Here is a 21,858-nt window from a genome sequence, read left to right as displayed (position 1 = left end):
CGGAGTACCGCCATGCGCATCCTGATCCTGTTCTTGTCCCTGCTGGCCATCGTGCAGCTGGTGGCCTGCCAGCGTCCGCCGACGCCGAACCCGGAGAAGCCACCGGTACCCAAAGCGATGTCGCATGCGATGCAGGAGCCGCTGGACCGCGCCAAGGGCGCGCAGAAGGCCGTGGATGAAGCCGCCGCACGCGAGCGCAAGGCCGAGGCCGACGCGGCGCGATGACGAGTGGCCTATGGGGTCAGAGCCCTTTGCGAAGCCAAGGGATCAGACCCCATGAACGAGAACGCCCGGCCAAGGCCGGGCGTTTCGCTGTCCAGTAGTTCCACGCCCTGCGTGGATGGCTTCCGTCAGAACCCGCAGAAGCAGTAAGCAAGCGCCTTCACCGGTGCGCCATTGCCCTTCTCGCGGGCCGCGTTCTCGACGAAGCGCAGCTGCGTGTCCACTTCCGGCATCGTGCGTGCCAGCATCATCCGCGCCATGCCCGAATCGGACAGCATCCAGGCACCGGCGCGGCTGCCGGCGAAACCGCTGACGAACTGTGCGAACGGCGTGGCCGCCTTCTCGATGTAGCGCACGCGATAAGCGTCGGCCTTGCCCAGCTTGGCACGGCTGGCAGCGTCGGCCACGGCATCCTTCAGGCCACCGAAGGCATCGACCAGGCCGCGTTCCTTGGCCTGCGCACCGCTCCACACGCGGCCGCGAGCCACCTCGTCCACCGCCTCGACCGGCTTCTTGCGGGCGTCGGCGACGCGGCCGGTGAAGTCGGCGTAGCCCTTGTTGATCACCGACTGGATGACCTGTCCCACGGCCGGGTCCATCGGGCGGGTGACATCGAATGCACCGGCGAAACGGGTGGTGCCGACACCATCGGTGTGCACGCCGATCTTGTCCAGCGCGCGGCTGAAGTTCGGCACCATGCCGAAGATGCCGATCGAACCGGTGATGGTCGACGGATCGGCGTAGATGCGATCGGCATTCATGCTGATCCAGTAGCCACCGGAGGCAGCCAGGTCGCCCATCGACACCACCACCGGCTTGCCGGCAGCCTGCAGCGCCACCACTTCACGGCGGATCTGCTCGGAGGCGAACACCTCGCCGCCCGGCGAATCGACGCGCAGCACCACGGCCTTCACGTTGTCGTCGTCGCGCGCGGCGCGCAACAGCGCTGAGGTCGACTCGCCGCCGATGCGGCCGGCCGGCAGGTCGCCACCGCTGATCTCGCCGGCAGCCACCACCACGGCCACCTGCGGACGCGAGTCCACCGGGTTGCGGCGCGCGTCGAGCAGGGCCAGATAGCGGCCGAAGTCGACGTTGCGGAAACCACCGTCGGCATCTTCGTCGGCCACGCCGCGCTCGATCATCAGATCCTCGAATTCCTCGCGGGTCTTCAGCGCGGTCACCAGCTTCTGCTGCAGCGCGAACTTGGCCAGGTCGCCACCGGCGGCGGCAATGCCTTCCGGCAGCGTGTCGATGCCGGCAGCCAGCTGCGCCGGATCCAGGCGGCGCGCCTTGGCGATGTCGCCCAGATAGCGCTGCCACACATCGTTCATCCAGAACAGGTCGGCTTCCTTGGAGGCCGGCGACGCGGCGTCGAGCACGTACGGTTCGGCCGCGGACTTGTACTCGCCCACCTTGAACAGGTGCACGTCCACGCCCAGCTTGTCCTGCAGGCCGGTGCGGAAGTACTGGCGGTAGCGGCCGAGGCCTTCGAGCACGACCGAACCCATCGGGTCCAGGTAGACCTCGTCGGCCTGCGCGGCCAGCAGGTACTGCGACTGGCCCATGCTCTCGCTGTAGGCCACCAGCTGCTTGCCGGAGGCACGCAGATCCTGCAGCGCGGCGGCCACTTCGCGCAGCGAAGCGAAGCCGGACGGCTGCAGCTTGTCCAGCTCCAGCACCACGCGCTCGATCTTCTTGTCGTCCTTGGCCGACTCGATCACCCGCAGCAGATCGCGCAGCTGGATCTCTTCGGCACCGTTGTCACCCACTGCCTTGGCCAGTGCGCGGCTGACCGGATCGGCACTGAACTGCTCGACCAGGCGGCCCTCCGGCGCGATCACCAGGGTGGTGCGGTCCTGCAGCGACTTGCTGGCACCGGCGCCCATGCCGGCGGCGATGACGAACATCACCAGCAGCAGGAACAGCAGGCCGAAGAACACCAGGTTGAGGATCAACCGGCGGGTGAAGTTCATGACGTCCCACAGCCCGATGAAGAAACTGGCGACGGGGTTGCGACGCGCCGGGGGCAGCGGGGGCACGGGTTGATTCATGGAACGCTCCGGATGGCTTCTTGCCGTGGTACCAGCATAGCCGGTGCCGCGTGATGCAGCATCGGACACAAGTCAGGGGATCGCCCGTCACGGGTGAACGTGGCGGGCACGAAGATCAGGACAGCGCGGACTGCCCGATGCGCTGGCTGCTGCGGCGCAGGCGCCAGCCCATCAGGATGGCAGCGGCAGTCAGGCCGACGATCAGGCCGATCCACATGCCCTGCGGGCCCATGCCCAGCCCTAGGCCGAGCCCGGCGCCGAGCGGCATGCCCAGGCCCCAGTACGCGAACATGGCGATGAACATCGGCACGCGGGTGTCCTTGAGGCCGCGCAGCGCACCCGCCGACAGCACCTGGATGCCGTCCGGGAACTGGAAGGTGGCCGCGTACAGCAGCAGGGTCGAGGCCAGGCCGGCCACTGCCAGGTCGTTGGTGTACACACCGACGATGGCATCGTGGCCGAACAGCAGCACCGCCGCTGACAACGTCTGCGTGCCCATGATGATCGCGTAGCCGGCCCAGGCCGCACGCCGCACGCCGAAGCCGTCACCACGGCCGACCGCATGGCCGACGCGCACGGTGGTGGCCTCGGCCACGCCCATCGGGATCATGAAGCACAGCTGCGCGACGTTGATCGCGATCTGGTGTGCCGCCGCTTCATTGGCGCCCAGGCGGCCGATCAGCAAAGCGGTGACGATGAACAGGCCGCCTTCCATCAGCACGGTGATGCCGATCGGCAGGCCGGTGCGCAGCAGCTCCCAGATCGCCTTCCAGCGCGGTCCCTCGAAGTGCGAGAACAGCTGCAGATGGGCGAAGCGCTTGGTCCGCCACAGATACAGGGCGAATGCGGTTGCCTGCAGCCACATCATCACCGCCGAAGCGATGCCCAGGCCCTCGGCCCCCAACTCCGGGAAGCCGAGCTTGCCATTGGCCAGCACGTAGCCCATCGGTGCCAGCACCAGCAGGCCACCGAAGCCGAGCAGCATGGTCGGCAACGTCCAGTGCATGCCCTCGCTGAGATAACGCATGCAGAAGTACAGGGTCAGCGCCGGGCCACCCCAGCGCACCGCATGCAGGAACGCGGTCGCCCCCGGCACGATGTCCGGCGCGATGCCGAAGGCCGGCAGCAGCGGCGGCACCACGGTGAGGAAGGTGAACATGATCAGCCCCAGCCCCAGCGCCAGCCACAGTGCCTGGCGGAACAGCGGGCCGATCTCGCGCTCGCGGCCGGCGCCGTGCAGCTGCGACACCGAAGCGGTGAGCGAGATCAGGGTGCCGATCGGAATCAACATCGGCAGCCACAACAGCGCCGTACCGATGGTGACTGCGGCAAGGGTCGCCGTAGCGTGGTGGCCGGCAATCACGTTGTCGACGAAGGAGATCAGACCGGTGGACACATGGCCCAGCACGAGCGGCAGGGCGAGCAGACCGGTGGCGCCGACTTCCTTGCTGAAGCGCGGCGTGGAGGTTGCAGTAGACATAAGGTGCTTGACGCGAACTGCGGTTGCGCGCGAAGGGCACAGGCACCGGGTTGCGGGCGCTCATCTTACGCGGGCGGCGCCTGCATTCCCATGACATGGCGTGAATGCTGGGTTTCAGCCGCCCCACACAAAAAAGGGGACGGAGGGGATTAAGTCGTATCAGGCCAGTCAGTGCCGAATGCGACTTAATCCCCTCCGTCCCCTTTTCTACTGGCCGGCCTGGCGCTTCAGCCAGCAGTCGCGCTCGGCGGCGGGCACGGCGAGGAAGGCGCTGCGTACCGTGTCGCGTTCCTGCGGCGGCGTGCGCTGCGCGACCAGGGCCAGCTGGGCCAGCTGCGCCGGGTTGAGCTGGCGCAGCACGGCCAGCGCGGTCTCGCGTTGCTCCGGTGGCACGAATCCGAACAGTCCGTGCAGCTTGGGGAATTCCAGGCCCAGCTGCGGGCCCAGCCGCCATCCGTCGCGGAACGCCTGATCCTGCGCCTGGAATTGCTGCCGCATGCGCTGCTGTTGATCGGCCGGCAGCGAATTGAAGCGCGCAGCCGCCTGACGGATGCGCTCGCGCTCTGCTTCCGGCAATGCGCGCCAAGCGGCGTAGTCGGCACGGCGCTGTCGCTGCTGCTGCGTATCCAGCTGGGCGAATTCCGCAGGTGCTGTTGCAGCGGCCGACGCCGGCGTGGCCGGCGAACTGCCCGGAACTGGTGGCGGCAACGGCACACTCAACGGCTGCGGTGCGGCGGACAGCGACAGCGGCAGGGCCAGCAGCAGGCTGGCGAGCACGGACTTATTCATCGGCGGCAGCCGTTTCCAGCGTGGCACTGGCCGGCTCCGGCCGGCTCGGCTTGGCTTGCGATTCATCCACCGGCAGCGGGCCGCCCGCGGCAGTCCACGCGTACAGGTCGGCATCGGCGACCAGCGGGTAGTCGCGGTCTGCCAGCATCGCTGCGTCATCATTGGCTTGCGCCTGGCCCGCGTCCGGTGTGGCGTCGACCTTGCTCGGTGGCAGGGCTTCCACGGTCACCGGACCGGCTTCGCCCACCACGCCCTCCGGCAAGGGTGCATCGCTGCCGAACGAATGTCCCTGCAGGTAGCGCCAACCCAGCGCCGCGGCCAGCAGCACCGCCACGGTCGCCAACAGGATCAGCGGACCGCGCCAGCGCGGCTTGGCACTCGCCCGACGGCGCTTGGCGTTGGCGGCCGCACGCTCGTCCCGCTGCGGTGCGCGCCAGCTGGAGGCCGGTGCTTCATTGTGGGTGGTGGGTGCGGCCGGCTGCTGCAGTTGCTGCAGGCGCGCGGCCGGCAGGTCACGGACACGCGCCTGTACCTGCTCGGCCAACTGGCGCCAGGCCACGGCATCGGGCCGGCCCTGGGCGTCACGCGGGCAGGCATCGGCCAGCAGGTGCTGGTAGCCGGCCTCGTCCTGGTCGAGCACGCGCATGGCGATGCCCTCGTCCAGGCTGCCGCCCACCCGCAGCAGCAGCGCCAGTCGTGGAAGTGGCGGCATCGCGCCCAACGCGGCCAACGACGGCGCCCACTGCCCGCCCGCCGGCTCGCGCAGCGCCTGGCGCTGGCCCAGCAGGGTCCAGAAGCGGGTCGGCCATTGCGCCATCGGCAGGTCGCTGGCGACCGCCGCAAACGCGCGCATCACTGCCACCAGGGTCTGCTCGGCACGCGCGGCATCGCCGCACTGCAGTTCAGCCACCACCAGGGCGCGGCGTTCGACGCCACGCAGGAACGCCGACAGCGCGCCGGCCGCGGTCGAGGAAACAGGGGCGGGCACAGCCGTCATCGGTCACTCCAAAGGTCTGCCGGCATGATAGCGGCAGCCCATCGGCACCCGTAGGACTTGCGCCCACAGGCACTTCGTGCTGCAGGTTGTGCACAGCACCACGCTCCCCGCGCGGGAAATTGCGGCATGCAGCTGAATTCACTCTGTTTCAGCAATGTTTCACACTCAAGTTGTTGATTTTGAATAACTTTGAAGTGTGGCGATTTTTTGACCAACCCAGGGGTGAGCTCGTCGCCATCGGCCTCCTGCGTTCCCGTCGACCGGTAACGCACAACGTTATCCACAGAACATGTGGATAAGACTGAATCTCCAATGGACACCGATATTTAGGTGACATTTATGATTCAACGGTCGTCGCCCGGGCACGTCTGCCCCCTGCCATTCGCGCGTGCATGGCCCGTTACACTGGCCCGATGCTTTCACCCATTCCGACCCTGCAGGTCGCCCTGCCCGTCCCCCTGCCCCGTCTGTTCGACTACCTGTCGCCGGAGGGCGATGGCCCCACGGCCGCGGTCGGCTGCCGCCTGAAGGTGCCGTTCGGCAACCGCGAGCTGGTCGGCGTGGTGGCTGGCCACGGCCAGACCGACGACGGCCAGGGACTGCGCCAGGCGCTGGCCTGGTGCGACCGGCAGCCGCTGCTGCAGGGCGAACTCTGGCAGAGCCTGCAGTGGCTGGCGCGCTACACCCATGCGCCGCTGGGTGAGGTGCTGAGCACCGCCCTGCCCGGACCGCTGCGCCATGGCGAGGCCCTGCCCGACACACATCACTGGGGTTGGCAGCTGACCACCGAAGGCCACGCCCAGCGCGAAAAGCTGCGCGCCGGCAGCCGTCCGCGGCAGCTGGCCGAGCTGCTGGCCGGAGCGATCGTGGATGAGGACGTGCTCGGCGAACGCATGGCCGACTGGCGCACCGCTGCACGCAGCCTGGCCAAGCGCGCGCTGGCCGAGCGCGTGGCGATGACGGTGGCACCGCAGCATGCGCAGCCGCTGCCCGGCCCCACGCTCAACCCGGACCAGGCCGGGGCGGTGGCTGCGATCAACGCTGCCGACGGCTTTCAGCCGTTCCTGCTGGACGGCGTGACCGGCAGCGGCAAGACCGAGGTCTACCTGCAGGCGATCATCCATTGCCTGGCGCAGGGCAGGCAGGCGCTGGTACTGGTGCCGGAAATCGGCCTGACCCCGCAGACCCTGGCACGTTTCCGCGGCCGCCTGGGCATCGCCGTGCACGCCTTGCATTCGGGGTTGAACGACAACGAGCGCGCGCGCGTCTGGGCGGCCGCCTCGCGTGGCGAAGCACGGGTCATCGTCGGCACCCGCTCGGCGGTGTTCACGCCATTGCCGCAGGCTGGCCTGCTGATCGTCGACGAGGAACACGACGGCAGCTACAAGCAACAGGACGGCATCCGTTACCACGCGCGCGATTTCGCCCTGGTCCGGGCCAAGGCACTGGGCATTCCGGTGCTGCTCGGCAGTGCCACCCCTTCGCTGGAAACGCTGCATAACGCCTACGCCGGGCGCTACACGCACCTGCGCCTGAAGCAGCGCGCCGGCGATGCACGGCCACCGCGCGTGCGCATCCTCGATGTACGCAAGCGGCCGCTGCACGATGGCCTCTCGGCCGATGTGCTGGCCGGCATCGGCGAACACCTGCAGCGTGGCCAGCAGGTGCTGGTGTTCAAGAACCGCCGCGGCTATGCACCGGTGCTGCTGTGCCACGACTGCGGCTGGACCGCGCCGTGCCAGCGCTGCGATGCGCCGATGACCGTGCATGGTGGCGGCCGACGCCTGCAGTGCCACCACTGTGGCGCGCGCCAACCGGCGCCGTTGGCATGCCCGGCCTGCGGCAGCCTGGCGCTGCAGCCGCAGGGCATCGGCACCGAACGCCTGGAAGAACACCTCACCGCCGCCTTCGCCGATTTCCCGGTGGTGCGCATCGACCGTGGCACCACCTCACGCCGCGATGCGCTGGAACAGCAGCTGGCGAAACTGGGCGACCAGCCCGGCATCCTGGTCGGCACGCAGATCCTGGCCAAGGGCCACGACCTGCCGAAGCTGACCCTGGTGGTGGTGGTCGGCATCGACGAAGGCCTGTTCTCCGCTGACTTCCGCGCCAGTGAGAAACTCGCGCAGCAGCTGATCCAGGTGGCCGGTCGCGCCGGGCGTGCACGTGACCCCGGCGAGGTCTGGCTGCAGACCCATCACCCGGGTCACCCGCTGCTGGAAACCCTGGTGAGCGGTGGCTACCACCCGTTCGCGCAGGCCGAGTTGAACCAGCGGCAAGCCGCAGGGTTCCCCCCGTTCGCGCACCTGGCGTTGATGCGCGCCGAAGCGCAGCAGGTGGAGCATGCCAATGCGTTCCTGCTGGCTGCGCGGCAGCTGCTGGGCGAGCAGAACGTGGTGGAGGCGTACGGCCCGATGCCAGCGCCGATGCCGCGGCGCGCGGGCTACCAGCGCACACAGCTGCTGCTGTCGGCGCCGCAGCGGCCACCCTTGCATGGCGTGCTCGCGCAGCTGGTGCCGCAGCTTTATGCGCTGCCGGAAGCGCGCAAGGTGCGCTGGTCGCTGGATGTGGATCCAACGGACCTGTATTGATCCCGTAGAGCACTGCCGAGCATGGCTCGGCACTACCTTAGAGCCGAGCCGTGCTCGGCTGCGTTTCAGTACCGGGCAGTGCTTACGTCAGCGGCGACATCACGCCGCGCTGGTAGGCCGGCCGCTCGCGCAGGCGCGCATACCAATCCGCCAGGTGCGGAAGCTCCGGTCGCTGGATCGGCAGTTCGAACCAGGCATAGACCAGCGAGCCCAGCGGGATGTCGCCCATCGCGAACGTCTCGCCCGACAGCCACGGCTGCCTGGCCAGGGTGGCGTCGGCCATCGCCAGGTAGTCACCGGCGCGCACGATGGCGGCATTGATCCGCGCTTCGTCGCGGTCGGCCGGCGCGGTGCGCATGATGCCCCAGACCAGGTCGCTGTACAGCGGCGCCATCCGCGAAGTGCTCCAGTCCATCCACTTCTCGGCCTGGGCGCGTTCCATCGGGTCCTCGGCGTACAGGGTGCCCAGCGCGTAGCGGGCGCTCAGGTAGCGCACGATGGCGTTCGATTCCCACAGCGGCAGGCCGTGGTCTTCGATCACCGGCACCAGGCCGTTGGGATTCATCGCCTGGTACTCCGGCGTCTGCGTGCCGCCGTGGCTGCCACCGACCTCGATGGATTCGTACGGCAGGCCGATTTCCTCAGCACACCACAGCACCTTGCGGACGTTGCTGGAATTGCGGCGGCCCCAGATCTTCAACATGCGGGTTTCCTTTGCTGGCAATGCGAGCGGCAACGATACGCCTGATCGTTACGGGTGTGTGCGTGCCGGATGCGGGATCTTGCGTCTGTAGCATGCCGGCCAGCGGCCGGCACTACCGGTTCTTTTGCCGGCACTACCGGTTCTTTTTTGGCAGCGCGCGCACGTAGGAGGACTTGCCATCCTTCTTCAGCTCGAACAGGCCGATCGCCGCCAGCAGGTCGCTGAGCTTGCCGTAGCCATAGTTGCGCGGATCGAACGAAGCCTGGTTGCCGATCTGGCTGCCGACCGGGCCGAGGTGCGACCAGCCATCCTCACCCTCGGCCGCGGACACCGCACGGCGCAGCATCTTCACCAGCCGGGTGTCACTGCGCATTTCCGCACCGCTCTTGCGCGGACGCGCATCGTCGTTGGCCACCGGCTCGTTCGAGGCCTGCTCGCTGGACGCCTGTTCGGCATCCGGCACGCTGGCATGGGTCTGGCCCAGTGCCTCCAGGTAGGTGAACTTCGAGCACGCATTGACGAATGGCTCGGGCGTCTTCTTCTCGCCGAAGCCATATACCTTCACGCCATCGGTCAGCAGGCGCATCACCATCGGGGTGAAGTCCGCATCGCTGGAGACGATGGCGAAGCCATCAAGGTTGCGCGCGTACAGCAGATCCATGGCATCGATCACCATCGCCATGTCCGAAGCGTTCTTGCCCTTGCTGTAGGCGAACTGCTGGATCGGCCGGATCGCATACTCATGCAGCACCGCTTCCCACCCCTTCAGTCGCGGGCTCTTCCAGTTGCCGTAGGCACGGCGCACGTTGGCCACGCCGTAGCGGGCGACTTCCGCCAGGACCTCGTCGATCTTCGAGGCCGGCGCATTGTCGGCGTCGATCAACAGGGCGATGCGCTTTTCCGGTTCGCTCATGGGCTCCTCACGGGCCGTTGCCTGAACCCGAGTATCGCCGATCCGGGCAGGCGCTGACGTGACAGGTGGCCGCCATGCGAAGATGCCAGGCGCTTCCCCCGATGCCCCCCCCACTGGAGTGAGTCGATGAGTCGCGAACGCGTTCCCCACCTGGTCGTTGTCGGCGGCGGTTTTGCCGGTCTCTGGGCCACCCGTGCCCTGGCCCGCGAGCGCATACGCATCACCCTGGTCGATCGCCGCAACCATCACCTGTTCCAGCCGCTGCTGTACCAGGTGGCTACCGCCGGCCTGTCCGCGCCGGATATCGCCGCACCGCTGCGCCACATCCTCGGCCACCAGCGCAATGTGGAAGTCCGCCTCGGCGAAGTGGTGGCCATCGACAAGCAGGCGCGGCAGATCCGCATGGCCGATGGCAGCACGCTGGACTACGACAGCCTGCTGCTGGCCACCGGCGCCACCCACGCCTACTTCGGCAACGATCAGTGGGCCGATGATGCGCCCGGCCTGAAGACGCTGGACGATGCCATCGCGCTGCGCCGCAAGCTGCTGCTGGCGTTCGAACGCGCCGAGGCTGAACCGGATCCGGCGAAGAAGGCGGCGTGGCTGAGTTTCGCCATCGTCGGTGGTGGTCCCACCGGTGTCGAACTGGCCGGCACCCTGGCCGAGATCGCGCGCCACACGCTGCGCAACGAATTCCGCCACATCGACCCGGCCAGCGCCAGGGTGCGGCTGGTCGAGGCTGGGCCGCGCGTGCTGTCCTCGTTCCCGGATGTGCTTTCGCTGAAGGCGCGCCGCCAACTGGAAAAGCTGGGCGTGGAAGTGCTGACCGGAACCCCGGTGAGCGACATCGACAGCCAGGGCTTCAAGCTCGGCGAACAGTTCGTACCGGCGCGCACCGTGGTCTGGGCCGCCGGCGTGGCCGCTTCACCGCTGGCGCGCACGCTGGACGTGCCACTGGACCGCGCCGGACGCGTGCCGGTGCAACCGGACCTGACCCTGCCCGATCACCCGGAGCTGTTCGTGGCCGGCGACCTGGCCGCACTGAGCCAGGCCGACGGCAAGCCGGTTCCCGGTGTGGCACCGGCCGCCAAGCAGATGGGCAAATACGTGGCCGAGGTGATCCGCGCACGGCTGCACGGCAAGCCCGAGCCCGGTCCGTTCAAGTACGCCGACTACGGCAACCTCGCCACCATCGGCCGCATGGCCGCGATCGTGCACCTGGGCCGCCTGCAGTTGTCGGGTGTGCTGGCGTGGTGGTTCTGGCTGGCCGCGCATGTGTTCTTCCTGATCGGCTTCCGCAACCGCATCGTGGTGCTGCTGAACTGGGCGGTCGCGTACTGGAGCTACCAGCGCAGTGCGCGCATCATCTTCGGTGATGACCGCGACGACCGGCGGCCAAGGCGGTAGGGCTGCACGCAACGGGGTCGGATCCCTTTCCGCAGGAAAGGGCTCTGACCTCGTCAACACCCTCCACGCATGGCGTGGATCTACTGGTTCATCGGGCCACCGGACACCCGCCGTTTCGACCAGGTCCGGCAGAAGTCCTCCTTCCTCGCGGTGTCGGCAATCTGCGCGGCACTCCAATGCCGGGTGATCCAGATCGTCAGTGCGGTACTGCTGAGATGCCAGCGCAGCATGCCGCGCTGCGGTTGCCGCCACAGGTAGCGCCGGGCAATCCAGAAGGCCTCCCGCTCCACTTCAGGCACCTTCTTCATCGCGTCCTTGTCGAAGAACTGGGCGGTAAAGCGCCAGGGGTTCATCGGCTGGTATCCCGCCCGTGGCTCGCTGCTACACGCAGCCACACCACTGGGCGCACGGTCGGCCGGCTTCGGCCGACCGCCTGCCAATGCCAGCCCGAGCAGGTACAGCAGGCCAGGCAGCAGCGCGATGCCGGCGACCAGCACGACGACGGAGATCCATGCTTTGCCGGCGGCACGCATCGCTCACTGTGCCTTCGGCTTTGGATACCACAACGCGTTGACGATGACCCAGCGCTGGTCGAAGCGCCCCATGTGGAAGTAATCGACGAACCAGGGGGTCTCCAGCCGCACCGAGGCCGCGTTGCCGGTCACGTCCAGCACCGTGCAGAGACGATCCCATTGATCCTTCGGGGTCTTCAACGCGCCCTGCTTCGTCAGCAAGACCAGTTCTTCCTTCGACATCCGGCGCAGGCCCAGGCGTTCGTCGGGTGTATCGCCGAGCACAGCGCGCTTGGCCAGGTCCGGGTGCAGGGAACGGGCGACGCGCTGTGGGTCCGCCTCCAGCTGGCCATAGACGTAGTCATGGCAGGTGGCTTCGATGGCCGCGAGGGTGGCCGGGTCGGCGGCAGGGCTCGTTGCTGCGGAAAGAGCGAACAGCAGGGCGATCGTCGACATCCGGGTCTCCAGCTCTGGGCGCGGGGCGATCATCGCATGGGCCGGGTAGCCCATCCACGCACGGCGTGGATCTACTGTAGAGCCGAGCCCATGCTCGGCTTCACCATCAGGCAGCAGCAACAACAGCCGAGCGTGGGCTCGGCTCTACAAGAGCGCCTGCAGCCAGGCCAGCTTGCGTTCGCGGGGCTGCTGCTTGAGTTGCCACTCGGCGCGTGAGGCGGCGGCCCGGTCCGGGTATTCGCGCACGGCCAGCACGCGCAGCGGTGGCCGGGCCCGGGTGTAGCGCGCGCCCTTGCCGGCCTGGTGGGCGGCGAAACGCGCGTCCACGTCGGTGCTGATGCCGGCGTAATAGCTGCCATCGCGGCATTCGAGCAGGTACAGGAACCACGGGCGGGCGGAAGGGGCCATGCCTGGATTATGCCGTGCTGCACTGCAGCGGATATACTGGCGCCCGAATGCAGGAGAGAGGCGCCGCGCTGGCGCCCGCCGAAGGCGCAGGCTCCCATGATCGCTCAGGCCGGTGGGCTGGAATCCCACCAACCATGCATTCGACTCGCCGAGCTGGAGAGAGGTCACCGGGCATGCCCGGGACGATCCGCCGAAGGGGCACGCGGCCAACGCCGCTGAACTCTCAGGCAAAAGGACAGCGGGAGCGGCACCGGTCATCGTCATCCCGTCATTGCGCAGGCAGTGGTGGCAGTTGCGCATGGCCGGCCCCACCGCGCCCGGAGCCTGTTCCATGCTGCTGTCCATCATCTACCTGATTGCCATTTCCGCCGAAGCCATGACCGGTGCACTGTCTGCCGGCCGCCGCCGCATGGACCTGTTCGGTGTGGTCATGATCGCCTGTGTCACTGCCCTCGGTGGTGGATCACTGCGCGACATCCTGCTCGGCCACTACCCGCTGGGCTGGGTGAAGCATCCCGAGTACCTGGGGTTCACCGTATGCGCGGCGCTGATCGCCACTTGGGTGGCACGCTGGATGCACCACTTCCGCCGCACCTTCCTGGTACTCGACGGACTGGGCCTGATCGCCTTCACCCTGATCGGCTGCTCGATCGCGCGCGAAGCCGGCCATGCGATGCCGATCGTGCTGATCGCCGGCATGCTGACCGGGGCGTTCGGCGGCGTGCTGCGCGACATCCTCTGCAACGAGGTGCCGCTGATCTTCCAGAAGGAGCTGTACGCGATCATCGCGCTGCTGACCGGCGCGGCGTATCTGTTGCTGCTGCAGTGGGGCGTGGCCGACGCCACCGCGATCCTGTGCTGCCTCGGCGGCGGCTTCGCGCTGCGCCTGATGGCGATCCACTACCGCTGGGAAATGCCGAAGTTCGTGTACCACGACGAAGTGCATTGAGGTTCGCGTTCGCCTGGGGTTCCATGCTGGGCGCGGATCGACTGCACCACCCCGGCGATGTACCTGGCGCTGTCGCTCATGCGCAGCGCCAGGCGCATCGCCGGTGCAGATGGGCCGGTCTCCAACTCCGGCCGGCCCTGATCGCGGCCGCACCCCCGCAGGCGCTGGCCGCCATCCACACACGTGCCGCCATCAGGCGGCTTCATTCACGCCGCTTCGGACACCTTCACTTCACGACGGGCACGCACGGCCGCAGCCAGTCGCTCCAGCACGGTCACGGTGGTGTCCCAGTCGATGCAGCCATCGGTGATACTCTGCCCGTAGACCAGCGGCTGGCCTTCCACCAGTTCCTGGCGGCCCCCGACCAGATGGCTCTCGATCATCACGCCCACGATGCGCTGTTCGCCGTCTTCCATCTGAGCGGCGATGTCGTCGATCACCTTCGGCTGGTTCTCGGGGTTCTTCAGGCTGTTGGCATGGCTGGCATCGATCATCAGGCGCGCCGGCAGCTTGGCCTTGGCCAGCACCTGGCAGGCCTCAGCCACGCTGCCAGCGTCGTAGTTCGGTTGCTTGCCACCGCGCAGGATCACATGGCAATCCGGGTTGCCGGTGGTCGACACGATGGCAGTGCCACCCTGCTTGGTGACCGACAGGAAATGATGCGGGTTGGATGCCGCACCCACCGCGTCGGCGGCGATCTTCACGTTGCCATCGGTGCCGTTCTTGAAGCCGACGGGGCACGACAGCCCCGAAGCCAGCTCGCGATGCACCTGGCTTTCGGTGGTGCGTGCGCCGATCGCGCCCCATGCCACCAGGTCGGCGATGTACTGCGGCGAGATCACATCGAGGAATTCAACACCGGCCGGCAGGCCGAGCTTGTTGATGTCGCGCAGGAGGCCACGGGCGACGCGCAGGCCCTTGTCGATCCTGAAGCTGCCGTCCAGGTCCGGGTCGTTGATCAGGCCCTTCCAGCCCACCGTGGTGCGCGGCTTCTCGAAGTACACGCGCATGACGATTTCCAGCTCGCCAGCCAGCGCGTCGCGCAGCGGCTTCAGGCGCTGGGCGTACTCGATGGCGGCCTTCGGGTCGTGGATCGAGCACGGGCCCACCACCACCGCCAGGCGGTCGTCACGGCCGTGCAGGATCTGGTGCAGGGCCGCGCGCGAGGCGCTGACGGTGTCGGAAGCCTCATCGTCACAGGGCAGCATCGCCAGCAGCTGGGCGGGCGGTGTCAGCGGTTCGATGGTGCGGATACGCAGGTCGTCGGTGTGCGGGGGCATTGCAGGAGATCTCCGGAACGTTGGGGGTCCCCAGCGTGGCGGCATGAAAAAAGCCGCCAGGTTCGCTGGCGGCTTTCGGGAATGCGTCTGAAGCTTTCTTCAGGGTGAGCGCAGTCCTTCCTCCGCCAGTGGCTTCGGAAAGTAATACCAGTAAAAGCGGGTGGCGGCTGCGTTCATGGGATCTATTGATAGCACAGCTTTTGCGCAGTGCAAAATGTTTCATCCGCAACTGGGCGCGCGGTTCAGTGATGCGCCTGACCGCGCAGCCCACGCGGTGGCCGCCGTGCAAGGTCGCTCATCTGCCATGCACTTCCACGTCCAGCAGCAGGCCTTCGTGGATGTCGGCCCAGCGCTCCAGCACGCGGTCCAGCTCCTGCCGGGCCTCGTCCAGCTGCTCGGGATTGAGCAGGGAACGGGTGGTGTAGAGATCGGACACCAGCCGGCGCAGTACCGCTTCCGGGATGGCCACCGAGGGCCCTTCCATCTGCGGCAGCTGCAGTGCCGGCGTATCGCCCTGCGGGCCGTACAGCGTTACCTGGAGCGTGCTCTGCATGATCAACTTCCCTGCGGATGGACATGGGCAATGTCCTGTTTACCGCGTCCGGGTGACAGACGCATGTGCCGTGCGCCTCCGGAGGCGCTGTTACAAGGTGGCCAGAGCGGTGTAGAGCTCGATGAGGGTGTAGGACATGGAAGGCCTTCCTTGAGGTTGATGAGGTTGCCGGCCAGCGGCCGGCACTACCGCAACGAGCGCATGGCGCGTTTGCGGATGTTGGCATTGGCATCGCCAGGGTGCTGCTGTTGCCATCGTGCGCACAGCTCACGCAGCCACTGCGGTTGAGTCTTGCCGGCATCGTTGAGCCAGTTCCCGACCGAGTCCTGCACGTAGCGCTCCGGGTCGTTGGCCATTGCTTCCAGCATCGGCAACGCGAGTTCTGGATGCTGCTTGAACAGCGCGATATGCGTGGACCACACGCCTCGTGGGCGCAGCGCTTCGCAGGCGAAGCGGCGCAGGTAAGGCGATGCTTCCTGCGTCCACACCTGCAGGTACTCAAGCGCCTGCAACGGTGCGGCAACGATGTCGCTGCGCAGCGCCAGCCATGCCCATTCGCGCACGCCGAAGTGCGGGTCGTCAGCCAGCGGACGCATCGCCCGCAGCTTGGCCGGCAGCGCCGCGCCGGCATCGCTGCCAATCAGGTAGCAGGCCCAGCCACGCACGGTGTCTGATGCGTGTGCCTGCCAGTGCGCGGGATCACCCTGGCCGGCTTCGTGCAGCAACCGCGCCGCCAGCGCCATGCGCTGGGTGATGCCCTTGCCGGAGGCGTCGCGCATACGTTGCAGCGCTTCCGGCTCGAGCACAGGTGCCACCCCCTGCAACAGCGCGGCGAAATCCACTGCCAGGCATTCGGCCAGATGCGTGGCAGCGGCACCACCGCTGTTGAGTGCACGCAGCCGTTCCGCGGGAATGGGCGTGCTCATGCGGCGGCTTCCCGCCCGGTGTCCGTGTGCTGCCAGACCTTGTGCAGCAGTTGTGACAGCTGCTGCCGTTCATCAGCATCCAGGCCGTTGAACAGGCCGCTGATCCATTGAGTGTGCCGCTCGAACAGCGACTCGGCCAAACGCTTGCCCGGTGCGGTCAACACGATCTGCAGACGACGGCCATCCTCGTCATCGCTGCGACGCTGCAGCAGGCCTTCGCGCTGCAGGCCATCGAGCAGGCCGCTGATGGTGGCCCGGGTCACGCCAGCGCGCTCGGCCAGCGCGTGCGGCGCCAGTGCGCCGCCGGCCCCGTGCAGCAGGAACAGCACGATGAAGCGACCCTCGCTGAGCCCGTGCGGTGCCAACCGTGCAGCGCAGTCGCGATCGATCGACGAGGACAACGAGAGCAGCTGGAAGCACAGGCGCAGCTGCGCGATGTTGGCGTGGCCGCGCCGCTGCGCTTCCTCCAGCAACGCCTGATGCTTGGCTTCGATCATCCTTTCCTCACTTCATGATTAGGCGCCTAATCATATGGAGGGGTGGCCAGTGGAAGCAAATCGGAGTTGACTCAGGAAGTGCGTCCCAGCAGCAGCCGCGCGATCAGCCCCCCGCCCTCGCGGTGCAACAGCTGAAGTTCGCCCGCGTGGCGCTTCGCCACGTTGGCAGCCACGGCCAGTCCAAGTCCGGCGCCCCCGGTGGCGCGGCTACGCGAGCCCTCGCTGCGCTGGAACGGTTGCAGCAGGCGTGCGCGATCGATCTCGGCGATGCCAGGGCCGCGGTCCATCACGTCCAGCTGCACTCCATCACCCGCCGTGGCGACCCACAGCTCCACGGCGCCCGCGTAGCGCTCGGCGTTGTCGATGAGATTGTCGACCGCGCGCCGGAGCAGCAGCGCATCGCCATGCCACGGCAACGTATCCGGGCCCTGAAGGGAAATGTCGACCCCGCGCAGCAGCGCCGCCTGCACGCAGTCCTCCAGCAGCGCTGAAAGATCCAGCATCCGCATCTGCAACGGCTGCAGCTCACCGCGTGCGTAGTCGAGCACCTGCTCGATCATCGTATCCATGCGCTCGATGTCTGCCACCATCCTGGCGGCCTGTGGCGCGGGAGCGAACTCCGCGCGCAGGCGCAGGCCGGTCAAGGGCGTGCGCAGGTCATGCGCCACGGCCGCCAGCATATGCGTCATGTCCCGTGCCTGGGCGCGCAGACGTTCGCGACCGGTGCTGATCGCTGTGGCCAGTACCTGCACTTCGCGTGGACCGTCATCAGGCAATGGCGTTTCGGCCTGCAGGTCGACCCGTGCGCTGGCTTCAGCCAGGCGTCGCAGCGGGCGCCCCAACCGGATCGACGCCCACGCCGCCAGAGGGGCCAGCAGGATCGCACCGCCCAGCAGGGCGAGCATCACCTGGCGGCGCCAGGCCGCCAGGTCACTGTGGTCGCTGCCGACCACCCGCCATCGGCCATCGGCTTGCCGCATCCCCAGTTCGAACGGCGGCCACTGCATGGCGGTCAGCAACGCGGCCTGCGATTTCAGCACGCCAGCACGAGCGGAGGCGTCCAGTACCGCGCCACCCTCGATGACCTGCACATCGGGCGCCCTGCCCTGCCCCGTCCACACCAGGCGTACATTTCTGGCCGGCAGGTCCATCTGCAGCGCCACCAACTGGGTGAGCCAGTCACTGGCGCTGCCCCGGGGTGGCGCGTCCTGCGTCGACATATGCAATCCCAGTGGCGCCGGCGCCTGTTCCCCACGCAGCACCTGCATCGCATGGTCCAGCCGCATCGGTGGCGGCGCGGGCCGGGGCATCCACCCCACTACCGCCACGCTGACCAGGGTTGCCAGCAGCAGGCTGGCCAAGGCCAGCATCGCGATCCAGCGGGTGGTTGACCACCGGCTGCTCACAACACCCCTACCTCCGCGTTGAAGCGGTACCCTTCGCCACGCAGTGTCTGCACAAGGGCTTCAGCGCCGGACGCGGCCTGCCCGAGCTTGCGGCGCAGGCGGCTGATCGCAAGATCGACGGCACGGTCCACGCTGTCGCTGGCTTCTCCGCGACTCAACTGCAGCAGCTGTTCGCGCGCCAGCACCCGCCCGGGACGTTCAGCCAGTGCCAGCAGCAGGGAGAATTCACCGCGGCTCAGCACCAGTTCGGCGCCATCCGGCGCGAACAGGCGACGCTGGTCAGGCAGCAATCGCCAGCCATCAAACCGCAGCTCGCTGGCCACCTGTGCGCGCAGCTTGTCCTGCCTGCGCATCAGCGCGCGTACCCGCGCCAACAGCTCGCGCGGGTCAAACGGCTTGGCCAGGTAGTCGTCCGCGCCCATCTCCAGGCCGATCACGCGATCCGGCGCGGCCCCCATCGCCGACAGCATCAGGATCGGGATCGCCCGCGCCTGCAGCCGGCGGCATACCGACAGGCCATCCTCACCGGGCATCATCCAGTCGAGGATGATCAGGTCAGGACGTTCAACCTGCAGCAACACGTCCAGCGCCGTTGCATCCGCCGCCACACGCACCTGGTAGCCGTGCAGCAGCAGGTGGTCGGCGATGGCGTCACGAATGCTGGCATCGTCATCGACGACGATGACGCGGATGGGAGTGTTCATTGCCTCAGTATCCCGCACCTGTGTATCAGGACGGTATCAATGCCGATATCGCGGTGATACGCCGCTGCGCGCCAATGGCCGCCCACGATCACTGCGGAGTCTCCCCTTGCGCCTGTTCCTGCTGCCCCTGTTCGCCATCCCCTTGCCGGCGCTCGCCTCCGATGCCGCCGAGCACGTCCTGCCGATGTGGATGCAGGGCGGTCATCCGGCAGTGGCCGTCTCGCTGGACGGGCGTTCAGAGCCGCTGCGCTTCGTGGTCGACAGTGCCGCCGGGGCAACCCTGGTCGATGCACGCGTAGTGCGGCGCTACGGTTTGCAGGATGCGGAAGCGGCAGTGTCGCAGGCCCAGGGCGCGAGCGCGAAGGCGGCGCAGTTGCAGCGCATGCGCAGCACAGCGTGGCAGCTGGGCAGCTGGCAATTGAAGGCCAGCGGCATGCAGGTCGACCTGTCATCGCTGGCGAAGGGCGATGATCCGGCCATTGACGGCTTGATCGGCAACGACCTGACCGGGCGCTGGGACACCCGTTGGGACTTCGGCCGCAATCAACTGGCGCTGTGGACACCCGGCGGCTTGGACCTGGAAGGGCCGGGTTGCCAACCCAATGCGCTGCCCGGCCGCGATGACGGCCTGCGCCAGTTCGGCTTCATCACGCTTGCCTTGGGTACGCCCGGCGTGGACGCCATCGCCGTGGTCGACACCGGTGCCGCGCAGACCGTCCTCAACGCCGAAGCAGCCCGCGCACTGGGCCTGCGCACTGACGGCAGCGATGCTCGGGTGCGTGCACGTGAAGAGGGCACCGAGGGGCTGGGTGGCGGTGCGCAGGCAACCTGGCTGTACACCCTGCCCGGCATGACCGGCGGCAACTGGCAGCACCCGCCGATGGAGGTCCGGATCAGCGAACTGCCGGTGTTCAGGGCGATCGGCCTGGAGGCGCGACCGGCCTTGATCCTCGGTGCCGACGCGATGCGCGGTGGCCAGGTGGACATCGGTGCGGGTGCCGCGCGGATCTGCCTGCGCCGACCCGGCTGACATCCGGCGCATGACGGCGGGAGCTGGCAGGCGTAGCATCGCGCCACGTCCCGCCAGGAGTTCCACGCATGCGCCGTGCTGTCCTGCTGTTGCTGACGCTGCTCCCGCCGGCCGTGCTGGCCGCGCCGCCGCTACCCTCGCCCGCGCGCATCGATGCCGAAGCACAGCGGCTGATGCAGGCGGCGCATGCGCGCGGGATGGCGCTGGCGGTGATCGATGGCGGCAAGGTGGTACACGTGGCCGCCTACGGCGAACGCAACGCCGCAGGCGAGCCACTGCGCACCGATACCGTGATGTACGCCGCCTCGCTGACCAAGATGGCGTTCGGCCACCTGGTCGCACAGCTTGCCCAGGACGCGCGGATCGAGCTGGACGCCAGCATCGCCACGGCGCTGGACAAGCCGCTGCCGGACTACCCGCCAGAGCCGAAGAAGTACGCCGACTACAGCGTACTGGCCGATGATGCGCGCTGGCGCCAGCTCACCCCGCGCCTGCTGCTCAACCATTCCAGTGGCTTCGCCAACTTCGGCTTTCTCGAACCGGATGGCCGCCTGAAGTTCCACTTCGATCCGGGCAGTCGTTATGGGTATTCCGGCGAAGGGCTGATCCTGTTGCAGTTCGTGATCGAGCGTGGACGGCTGGGCCAGGACGTGGGTGCATTGATGCAGCGGCAGGTATTCGACCGCTTCGGCATGGTCCGCACCAGCATGATGTGGCGTGAGGATTTCGCCGCCAACCTGGCCGATGGCTGGACAGCGGAAGGCACGGTCGAGCCGCACGATGAACGCAGCCGCGTGCGTGCGGCCGGTTCGATGGATACCACCATCGCCGACATGGCGCGCTTCGCCGCCGGCTATGTCCGCGGCGATGGGCTGTCGCCTGCAATGCGCAGGGAACTGGTGCGGCCGCAGCTGCCGATCACCACCGCCAGCCAGTTCCCCACGCTGCAGCCGGAGCTGCCCGTGGCGCAGCAACGCAAGGATCTTGCCGCGGGCCTGGGCGTGGTGACGTTCCGCGGCCCGCAGGGCGCAGGTTTCTACAAGGGCGGCCACGACGATGCGGTCGGCAACACGCTGGTGTGCATCGAACGGCACAAACGCTGCGTGGTGATTCTGGGCAACGATGTACGGGCGGAAGCTGCGTTCCCGGCACTGGTGGCATTCGTACTGGGCGATACCGGCGTGCCGTGGCAGTGGGAGTATGGTGCGGCGAAGGCATTCGTCGAATGAGGGTGCGATGACGCCTGCATGGCGAACGCGGCTGGGAGAGGAGCATCCACGCCAAGCGTGGATGGCACTCTTCAACGCGCCTGCTCGAAGAACATCAGGTATACCAGCCGGCCATTCTCCGGTCGATCACCGAACGCTGGCCCGGCGGTGTGCCAGAACCAGGGCCGCAGCAGCACCAGCCGGTTGAAGCGCATCGGAATGCGCATGGTCATTTCCCACTGGCTGTCGTCGTTGCTGTCGCGCTCGATGATGTCGCGATGCATGTCGCCGCCGTTGGCGTAGCCCAATGCGGCCAGCTCCGCCGCGTCCAGGGCCATGCGCTCGGTGCCGGTACGGCGATGGCGGAAGAACTCGGTGCCGCCCTCGCAGTGCTCCGGTGCACTCAGGTAGAGAATGCCCGACCAGTGCGAGTGGTCGGCGTGTACCTTGGCGCGGCCGATGTCGCCGGCGAGGGTAAGGCGGAACTTGCCGTGCGACTGCAGCGGGTTGACCGGCCGCAGCGGTTCGTTGACCAGTCGCGAGACCGCACCGGACAGTCCCTCCAACTCCAGCCGCTGCTGTGAATTGCGGCCGGGGAATGCGCCCTCCTGGACGGGATAGTCCAGGCCCAGTGCCGCCTGGCGCAACCCCTGCGCATCGGCGGGAGAAAGGAAGTCGTCAACGACGATGAACGAGGTAGGCATGGTTACCGAGCGTAGCGATGCACTGCGGCGACGGCAACCGGGCAACGAAAAACCCCGCCTTGCGGCGGGGTT

At 67.8% G+C, this 21,858-nt stretch carries 22 protein-coding genes and 2 riboswitches; of the genes, 6 read left to right on the top strand and 16 right to left on the bottom strand.

Going from position 1 to position 21,858, the window contains the following annotated elements:
• Positions 1 to 12: 12 nt before the first annotated feature.
• The gene (locus A7X97_RS20140; RefSeq protein ID WP_005419638.1) at positions 13 to 225 is read left to right on the top strand and encodes a hypothetical protein; all 213 of its coding nucleotides are present in this window, start codon (positions 13 to 15) and stop codon (positions 223 to 225) included.
• 125 nt (positions 226 to 350) lie between these two features.
• Here A7X97_RS20140 and sppA read toward each other — a convergent pair whose 3' ends face one another.
• From sppA to A7X97_RS20120, 4 genes are all read right to left on the bottom strand, one after another.
• Positions 351 to 2,273: a signal peptide peptidase SppA gene (sppA, locus tag A7X97_RS20135; protein WP_061478137.1), complete on the bottom strand. Its 1,923-nt coding sequence runs from the start codon at positions 2,271 to 2,273 to the stop codon at positions 351 to 353.
• A gap of 115 nt (positions 2,274 to 2,388) precedes the next feature.
• Entirely contained in the window at positions 2,389 to 3,753 is a 1,365-nt protein-coding gene (locus A7X97_RS20130; protein WP_005419642.1) for an MATE family efflux transporter, read from the bottom strand.
• A 207-nt stretch (positions 3,754 to 3,960) separates the two neighbouring features.
• Positions 3,961 to 4,542, bottom strand: a complete 582-nt coding sequence (locus A7X97_RS20125) for a DUF3106 domain-containing protein (protein WP_088496607.1) — start codon at positions 4,540 to 4,542, stop codon at positions 3,961 to 3,963.
• Positions 4,535 to 5,539 carry a hypothetical protein gene (locus A7X97_RS20120; RefSeq protein WP_088496608.1) on the bottom strand — a complete coding sequence of 335 codons (1,005 nt, stop codon included), beginning with the start codon at positions 5,537 to 5,539 and terminating at the stop codon, positions 4,535 to 4,537. Before A7X97_RS20120 ends, A7X97_RS20125 begins: the two co-directional genes overlap by 8 nt.
• A gap of 413 nt (positions 5,540 to 5,952) precedes the next feature.
• Between A7X97_RS20120 and A7X97_RS20115 the strand changes: the two genes are divergently transcribed.
• Complete coding sequence (locus tag A7X97_RS20115; protein WP_072167302.1) at positions 5,953 to 8,130, top strand: primosomal protein N'; 2,178 nt, start codon at positions 5,953 to 5,955, stop codon at positions 8,128 to 8,130.
• Positions 8,131 to 8,212: 82 nt separating this feature from the next.
• On the opposite strand, the gene A7X97_RS20110 is transcribed toward A7X97_RS20115, so the two are convergent.
• Entirely contained in the window at positions 8,213 to 8,833 is a 621-nt protein-coding gene (locus A7X97_RS20110; RefSeq protein ID WP_072167265.1) for a glutathione S-transferase family protein, read from the bottom strand.
• 133 nt (positions 8,834 to 8,966) lie between these two features.
• On the bottom strand, positions 8,967 to 9,746 hold the full coding sequence (locus A7X97_RS20105; protein ID WP_049470953.1) for an NYN domain-containing protein: 780 nt from the start codon (positions 9,744 to 9,746) through the stop codon (positions 8,967 to 8,969).
• 126 nt (positions 9,747 to 9,872) lie between these two features.
• On the opposite strand from A7X97_RS20105, the gene A7X97_RS20100 reads away from it, so the two are divergent.
• Positions 9,873 to 11,153 carry an NAD(P)/FAD-dependent oxidoreductase gene (locus tag A7X97_RS20100; protein WP_111008369.1) on the top strand — a complete coding sequence of 427 codons (1,281 nt, stop codon included), beginning with the start codon at positions 9,873 to 9,875 and terminating at the stop codon, positions 11,151 to 11,153.
• An 80-nt stretch (positions 11,154 to 11,233) separates the two neighbouring features.
• Here A7X97_RS20100 and A7X97_RS20095 read toward each other — a convergent pair whose 3' ends face one another.
• The 3 genes from A7X97_RS20095 to A7X97_RS20085 form a co-directional block, all read right to left on the bottom strand.
• Positions 11,234 to 11,686, bottom strand: a complete 453-nt coding sequence (locus tag A7X97_RS20095) for a hypothetical protein (RefSeq protein WP_111008368.1) — start codon at positions 11,684 to 11,686, stop codon at positions 11,234 to 11,236.
• A gap of 3 nt (positions 11,687 to 11,689) precedes the next feature.
• Positions 11,690 to 12,121: a nuclear transport factor 2 family protein gene (locus A7X97_RS20090; RefSeq protein ID WP_111008367.1), complete on the bottom strand. Its 432-nt coding sequence runs from the start codon at positions 12,119 to 12,121 to the stop codon at positions 11,690 to 11,692.
• 144 nt (positions 12,122 to 12,265) lie between these two features.
• A complete protein-coding gene (locus A7X97_RS20085; protein WP_111008366.1) occupies positions 12,266 to 12,529 on the bottom strand; it encodes a GIY-YIG nuclease family protein in 264 nt (87 codons plus the stop codon).
• A 40-nt stretch (positions 12,530 to 12,569) separates the two neighbouring features.
• Positions 12,570 to 12,659, top strand: a riboswitch (glycine riboswitch).
• Positions 12,660 to 12,672: 13 nt separating this feature from the next.
• Positions 12,673 to 12,776, top strand: a riboswitch (glycine riboswitch).
• An 84-nt stretch (positions 12,777 to 12,860) separates the two neighbouring features.
• Here A7X97_RS20085 and A7X97_RS20080 point away from each other — a divergent pair.
• Positions 12,861 to 13,478, top strand: coding sequence for a trimeric intracellular cation channel family protein (locus A7X97_RS20080; RefSeq protein ID WP_072167270.1), 618 nt, complete (start codon positions 12,861 to 12,863; stop codon positions 13,476 to 13,478).
• A 206-nt stretch (positions 13,479 to 13,684) separates the two neighbouring features.
• Here A7X97_RS20080 and A7X97_RS20070 read toward each other — a convergent pair whose 3' ends face one another.
• From A7X97_RS20070 to A7X97_RS20045, 6 genes are all read right to left on the bottom strand, one after another.
• Entirely contained in the window at positions 13,685 to 14,758 is a 1,074-nt protein-coding gene (locus A7X97_RS20070; RefSeq protein ID WP_072167272.1) for a 3-deoxy-7-phosphoheptulonate synthase, read from the bottom strand.
• Positions 14,759 to 15,053: 295 nt separating this feature from the next.
• On the bottom strand, positions 15,054 to 15,311 hold the full coding sequence (locus A7X97_RS20065) for a hypothetical protein (RefSeq protein WP_005419663.1): 258 nt from the start codon (positions 15,309 to 15,311) through the stop codon (positions 15,054 to 15,056).
• A gap of 185 nt (positions 15,312 to 15,496) precedes the next feature.
• Complete coding sequence (locus tag A7X97_RS20060) at positions 15,497 to 16,237, bottom strand: DNA alkylation repair protein (RefSeq protein ID WP_111008365.1); 741 nt, start codon at positions 16,235 to 16,237, stop codon at positions 15,497 to 15,499.
• Positions 16,234 to 16,734, bottom strand: a complete 501-nt coding sequence (locus A7X97_RS20055; protein ID WP_072167274.1) for a MarR family winged helix-turn-helix transcriptional regulator — start codon at positions 16,732 to 16,734, stop codon at positions 16,234 to 16,236. The genes A7X97_RS20060 and A7X97_RS20055 overlap by 4 nt, the downstream gene beginning before the upstream one ends.
• Positions 16,735 to 16,805: 71 nt before the next feature.
• Positions 16,806 to 18,104: a sensor histidine kinase gene (locus tag A7X97_RS20050; RefSeq protein ID WP_111008364.1), complete on the bottom strand. Its 1,299-nt coding sequence runs from the start codon at positions 18,102 to 18,104 to the stop codon at positions 16,806 to 16,808.
• Between the two features lie 32 nt (positions 18,105 to 18,136).
• Entirely contained in the window at positions 18,137 to 18,844 is a 708-nt protein-coding gene (locus A7X97_RS20045; protein WP_065178812.1) for a response regulator, read from the bottom strand.
• A 106-nt stretch (positions 18,845 to 18,950) separates the two neighbouring features.
• Between A7X97_RS20045 and A7X97_RS20040 the strand changes: the two genes are divergently transcribed.
• Positions 18,951 to 19,874 (top strand): aspartyl protease family protein, encoded by a 924-nt coding sequence (locus A7X97_RS20040; RefSeq protein WP_069139652.1) that lies wholly within the window; start codon positions 18,951 to 18,953, stop codon positions 19,872 to 19,874.
• Between the two features lie 68 nt (positions 19,875 to 19,942).
• Complete coding sequence (locus A7X97_RS20035) at positions 19,943 to 21,103, top strand: serine hydrolase domain-containing protein (RefSeq protein ID WP_111008363.1); 1,161 nt, start codon at positions 19,943 to 19,945, stop codon at positions 21,101 to 21,103.
• 71 nt (positions 21,104 to 21,174) lie between these two features.
• Here A7X97_RS20035 and A7X97_RS20030 read toward each other — a convergent pair whose 3' ends face one another.
• Positions 21,175 to 21,786, bottom strand: a complete 612-nt coding sequence (locus A7X97_RS20030) for a DUF6445 family protein (protein WP_061478148.1) — start codon at positions 21,784 to 21,786, stop codon at positions 21,175 to 21,177.
• Positions 21,787 to 21,858 lie beyond the last annotated feature (72 nt).

This window comes from Stenotrophomonas sepilia (assembly GCF_003244875.1).
In the GTDB taxonomy this organism is placed as follows: domain Bacteria; phylum Pseudomonadota; class Gammaproteobacteria; order Xanthomonadales; family Xanthomonadaceae; genus Stenotrophomonas; species Stenotrophomonas sepilia.
This window is presented reverse-complemented; position numbering and strand designations above follow the sequence as displayed.

Coding starts and splice junctions, on each gene's coding strand:
- A7X97_RS20100 (WP_111008369.1), top strand. CDS start 9,873: ATGAGTCGCGAACGCGTTCCCCACCTGGTCGTTGTCGGCGGCGGTTTT.
- A7X97_RS20140 (WP_005419638.1), top strand. CDS start 13: ATGCGCATCCTGATCCTGTTCTTGTCCCTGCTGGCCATCGTGCAGCTG.
- A7X97_RS20070 (WP_072167272.1), bottom strand. CDS start 14,758: ATGCCCCCGCACACCGACGACCTGCGTATCCGCACCATCGAACCGCTG.
- A7X97_RS20125 (WP_088496607.1), bottom strand. CDS start 4,542: ATGAATAAGTCCGTGCTCGCCAGCCTGCTGCTGGCCCTGCCGCTGTCG.
- A7X97_RS20060 (WP_111008365.1), bottom strand. CDS start 16,237: ATGAGCACGCCCATTCCCGCGGAACGGCTGCGTGCACTCAACAGCGGT.
- sppA (WP_061478137.1), bottom strand. CDS start 2,273: ATGAATCAACCCGTGCCCCCGCTGCCCCCGGCGCGTCGCAACCCCGTC.
- A7X97_RS20090 (WP_111008367.1), bottom strand. CDS start 12,121: ATGTCGACGATCGCCCTGCTGTTCGCTCTTTCCGCAGCAACGAGCCCT.
- A7X97_RS20035 (WP_111008363.1), top strand. CDS start 19,943: ATGCGCCGTGCTGTCCTGCTGTTGCTGACGCTGCTCCCGCCGGCCGTG.
- A7X97_RS20095 (WP_111008368.1), bottom strand. CDS start 11,686: ATGCGTGCCGCCGGCAAAGCATGGATCTCCGTCGTCGTGCTGGTCGCC.
- A7X97_RS20085 (WP_111008366.1), bottom strand. CDS start 12,529: ATGGCCCCTTCCGCCCGCCCGTGGTTCCTGTACCTGCTCGAATGCCGC.
- A7X97_RS20105 (WP_049470953.1), bottom strand. CDS start 9,746: ATGAGCGAACCGGAAAAGCGCATCGCCCTGTTGATCGACGCCGACAAT.
- A7X97_RS20110 (WP_072167265.1), bottom strand. CDS start 8,833: ATGTTGAAGATCTGGGGCCGCCGCAATTCCAGCAACGTCCGCAAGGTG.
- A7X97_RS20030 (WP_061478148.1), bottom strand. CDS start 21,786: ATGCCTACCTCGTTCATCGTCGTTGACGACTTCCTTTCTCCCGCCGAT.
- A7X97_RS20130 (WP_005419642.1), bottom strand. CDS start 3,753: ATGTCTACTGCAACCTCCACGCCGCGCTTCAGCAAGGAAGTCGGCGCC.
- A7X97_RS20065 (WP_005419663.1), bottom strand. CDS start 15,311: ATGCAGAGCACGCTCCAGGTAACGCTGTACGGCCCGCAGGGCGATACG.
- A7X97_RS20050 (WP_111008364.1), bottom strand. CDS start 18,104: ATGCTGGCCTTGGCCAGCCTGCTGCTGGCAACCCTGGTCAGCGTGGCG.
- A7X97_RS20055 (WP_072167274.1), bottom strand. CDS start 16,734: ATGATCGAAGCCAAGCATCAGGCGTTGCTGGAGGAAGCGCAGCGGCGC.
- A7X97_RS20045 (WP_065178812.1), bottom strand. CDS start 18,844: ATGAACACTCCCATCCGCGTCATCGTCGTCGATGACGATGCCAGCATT.
- A7X97_RS20080 (WP_072167270.1), top strand. CDS start 12,861: ATGCTGCTGTCCATCATCTACCTGATTGCCATTTCCGCCGAAGCCATG.
- A7X97_RS20120 (WP_088496608.1), bottom strand. CDS start 5,539: ATGACGGCTGTGCCCGCCCCTGTTTCCTCGACCGCGGCCGGCGCGCTG.
- A7X97_RS20115 (WP_072167302.1), top strand. CDS start 5,953: ATGCTTTCACCCATTCCGACCCTGCAGGTCGCCCTGCCCGTCCCCCTG.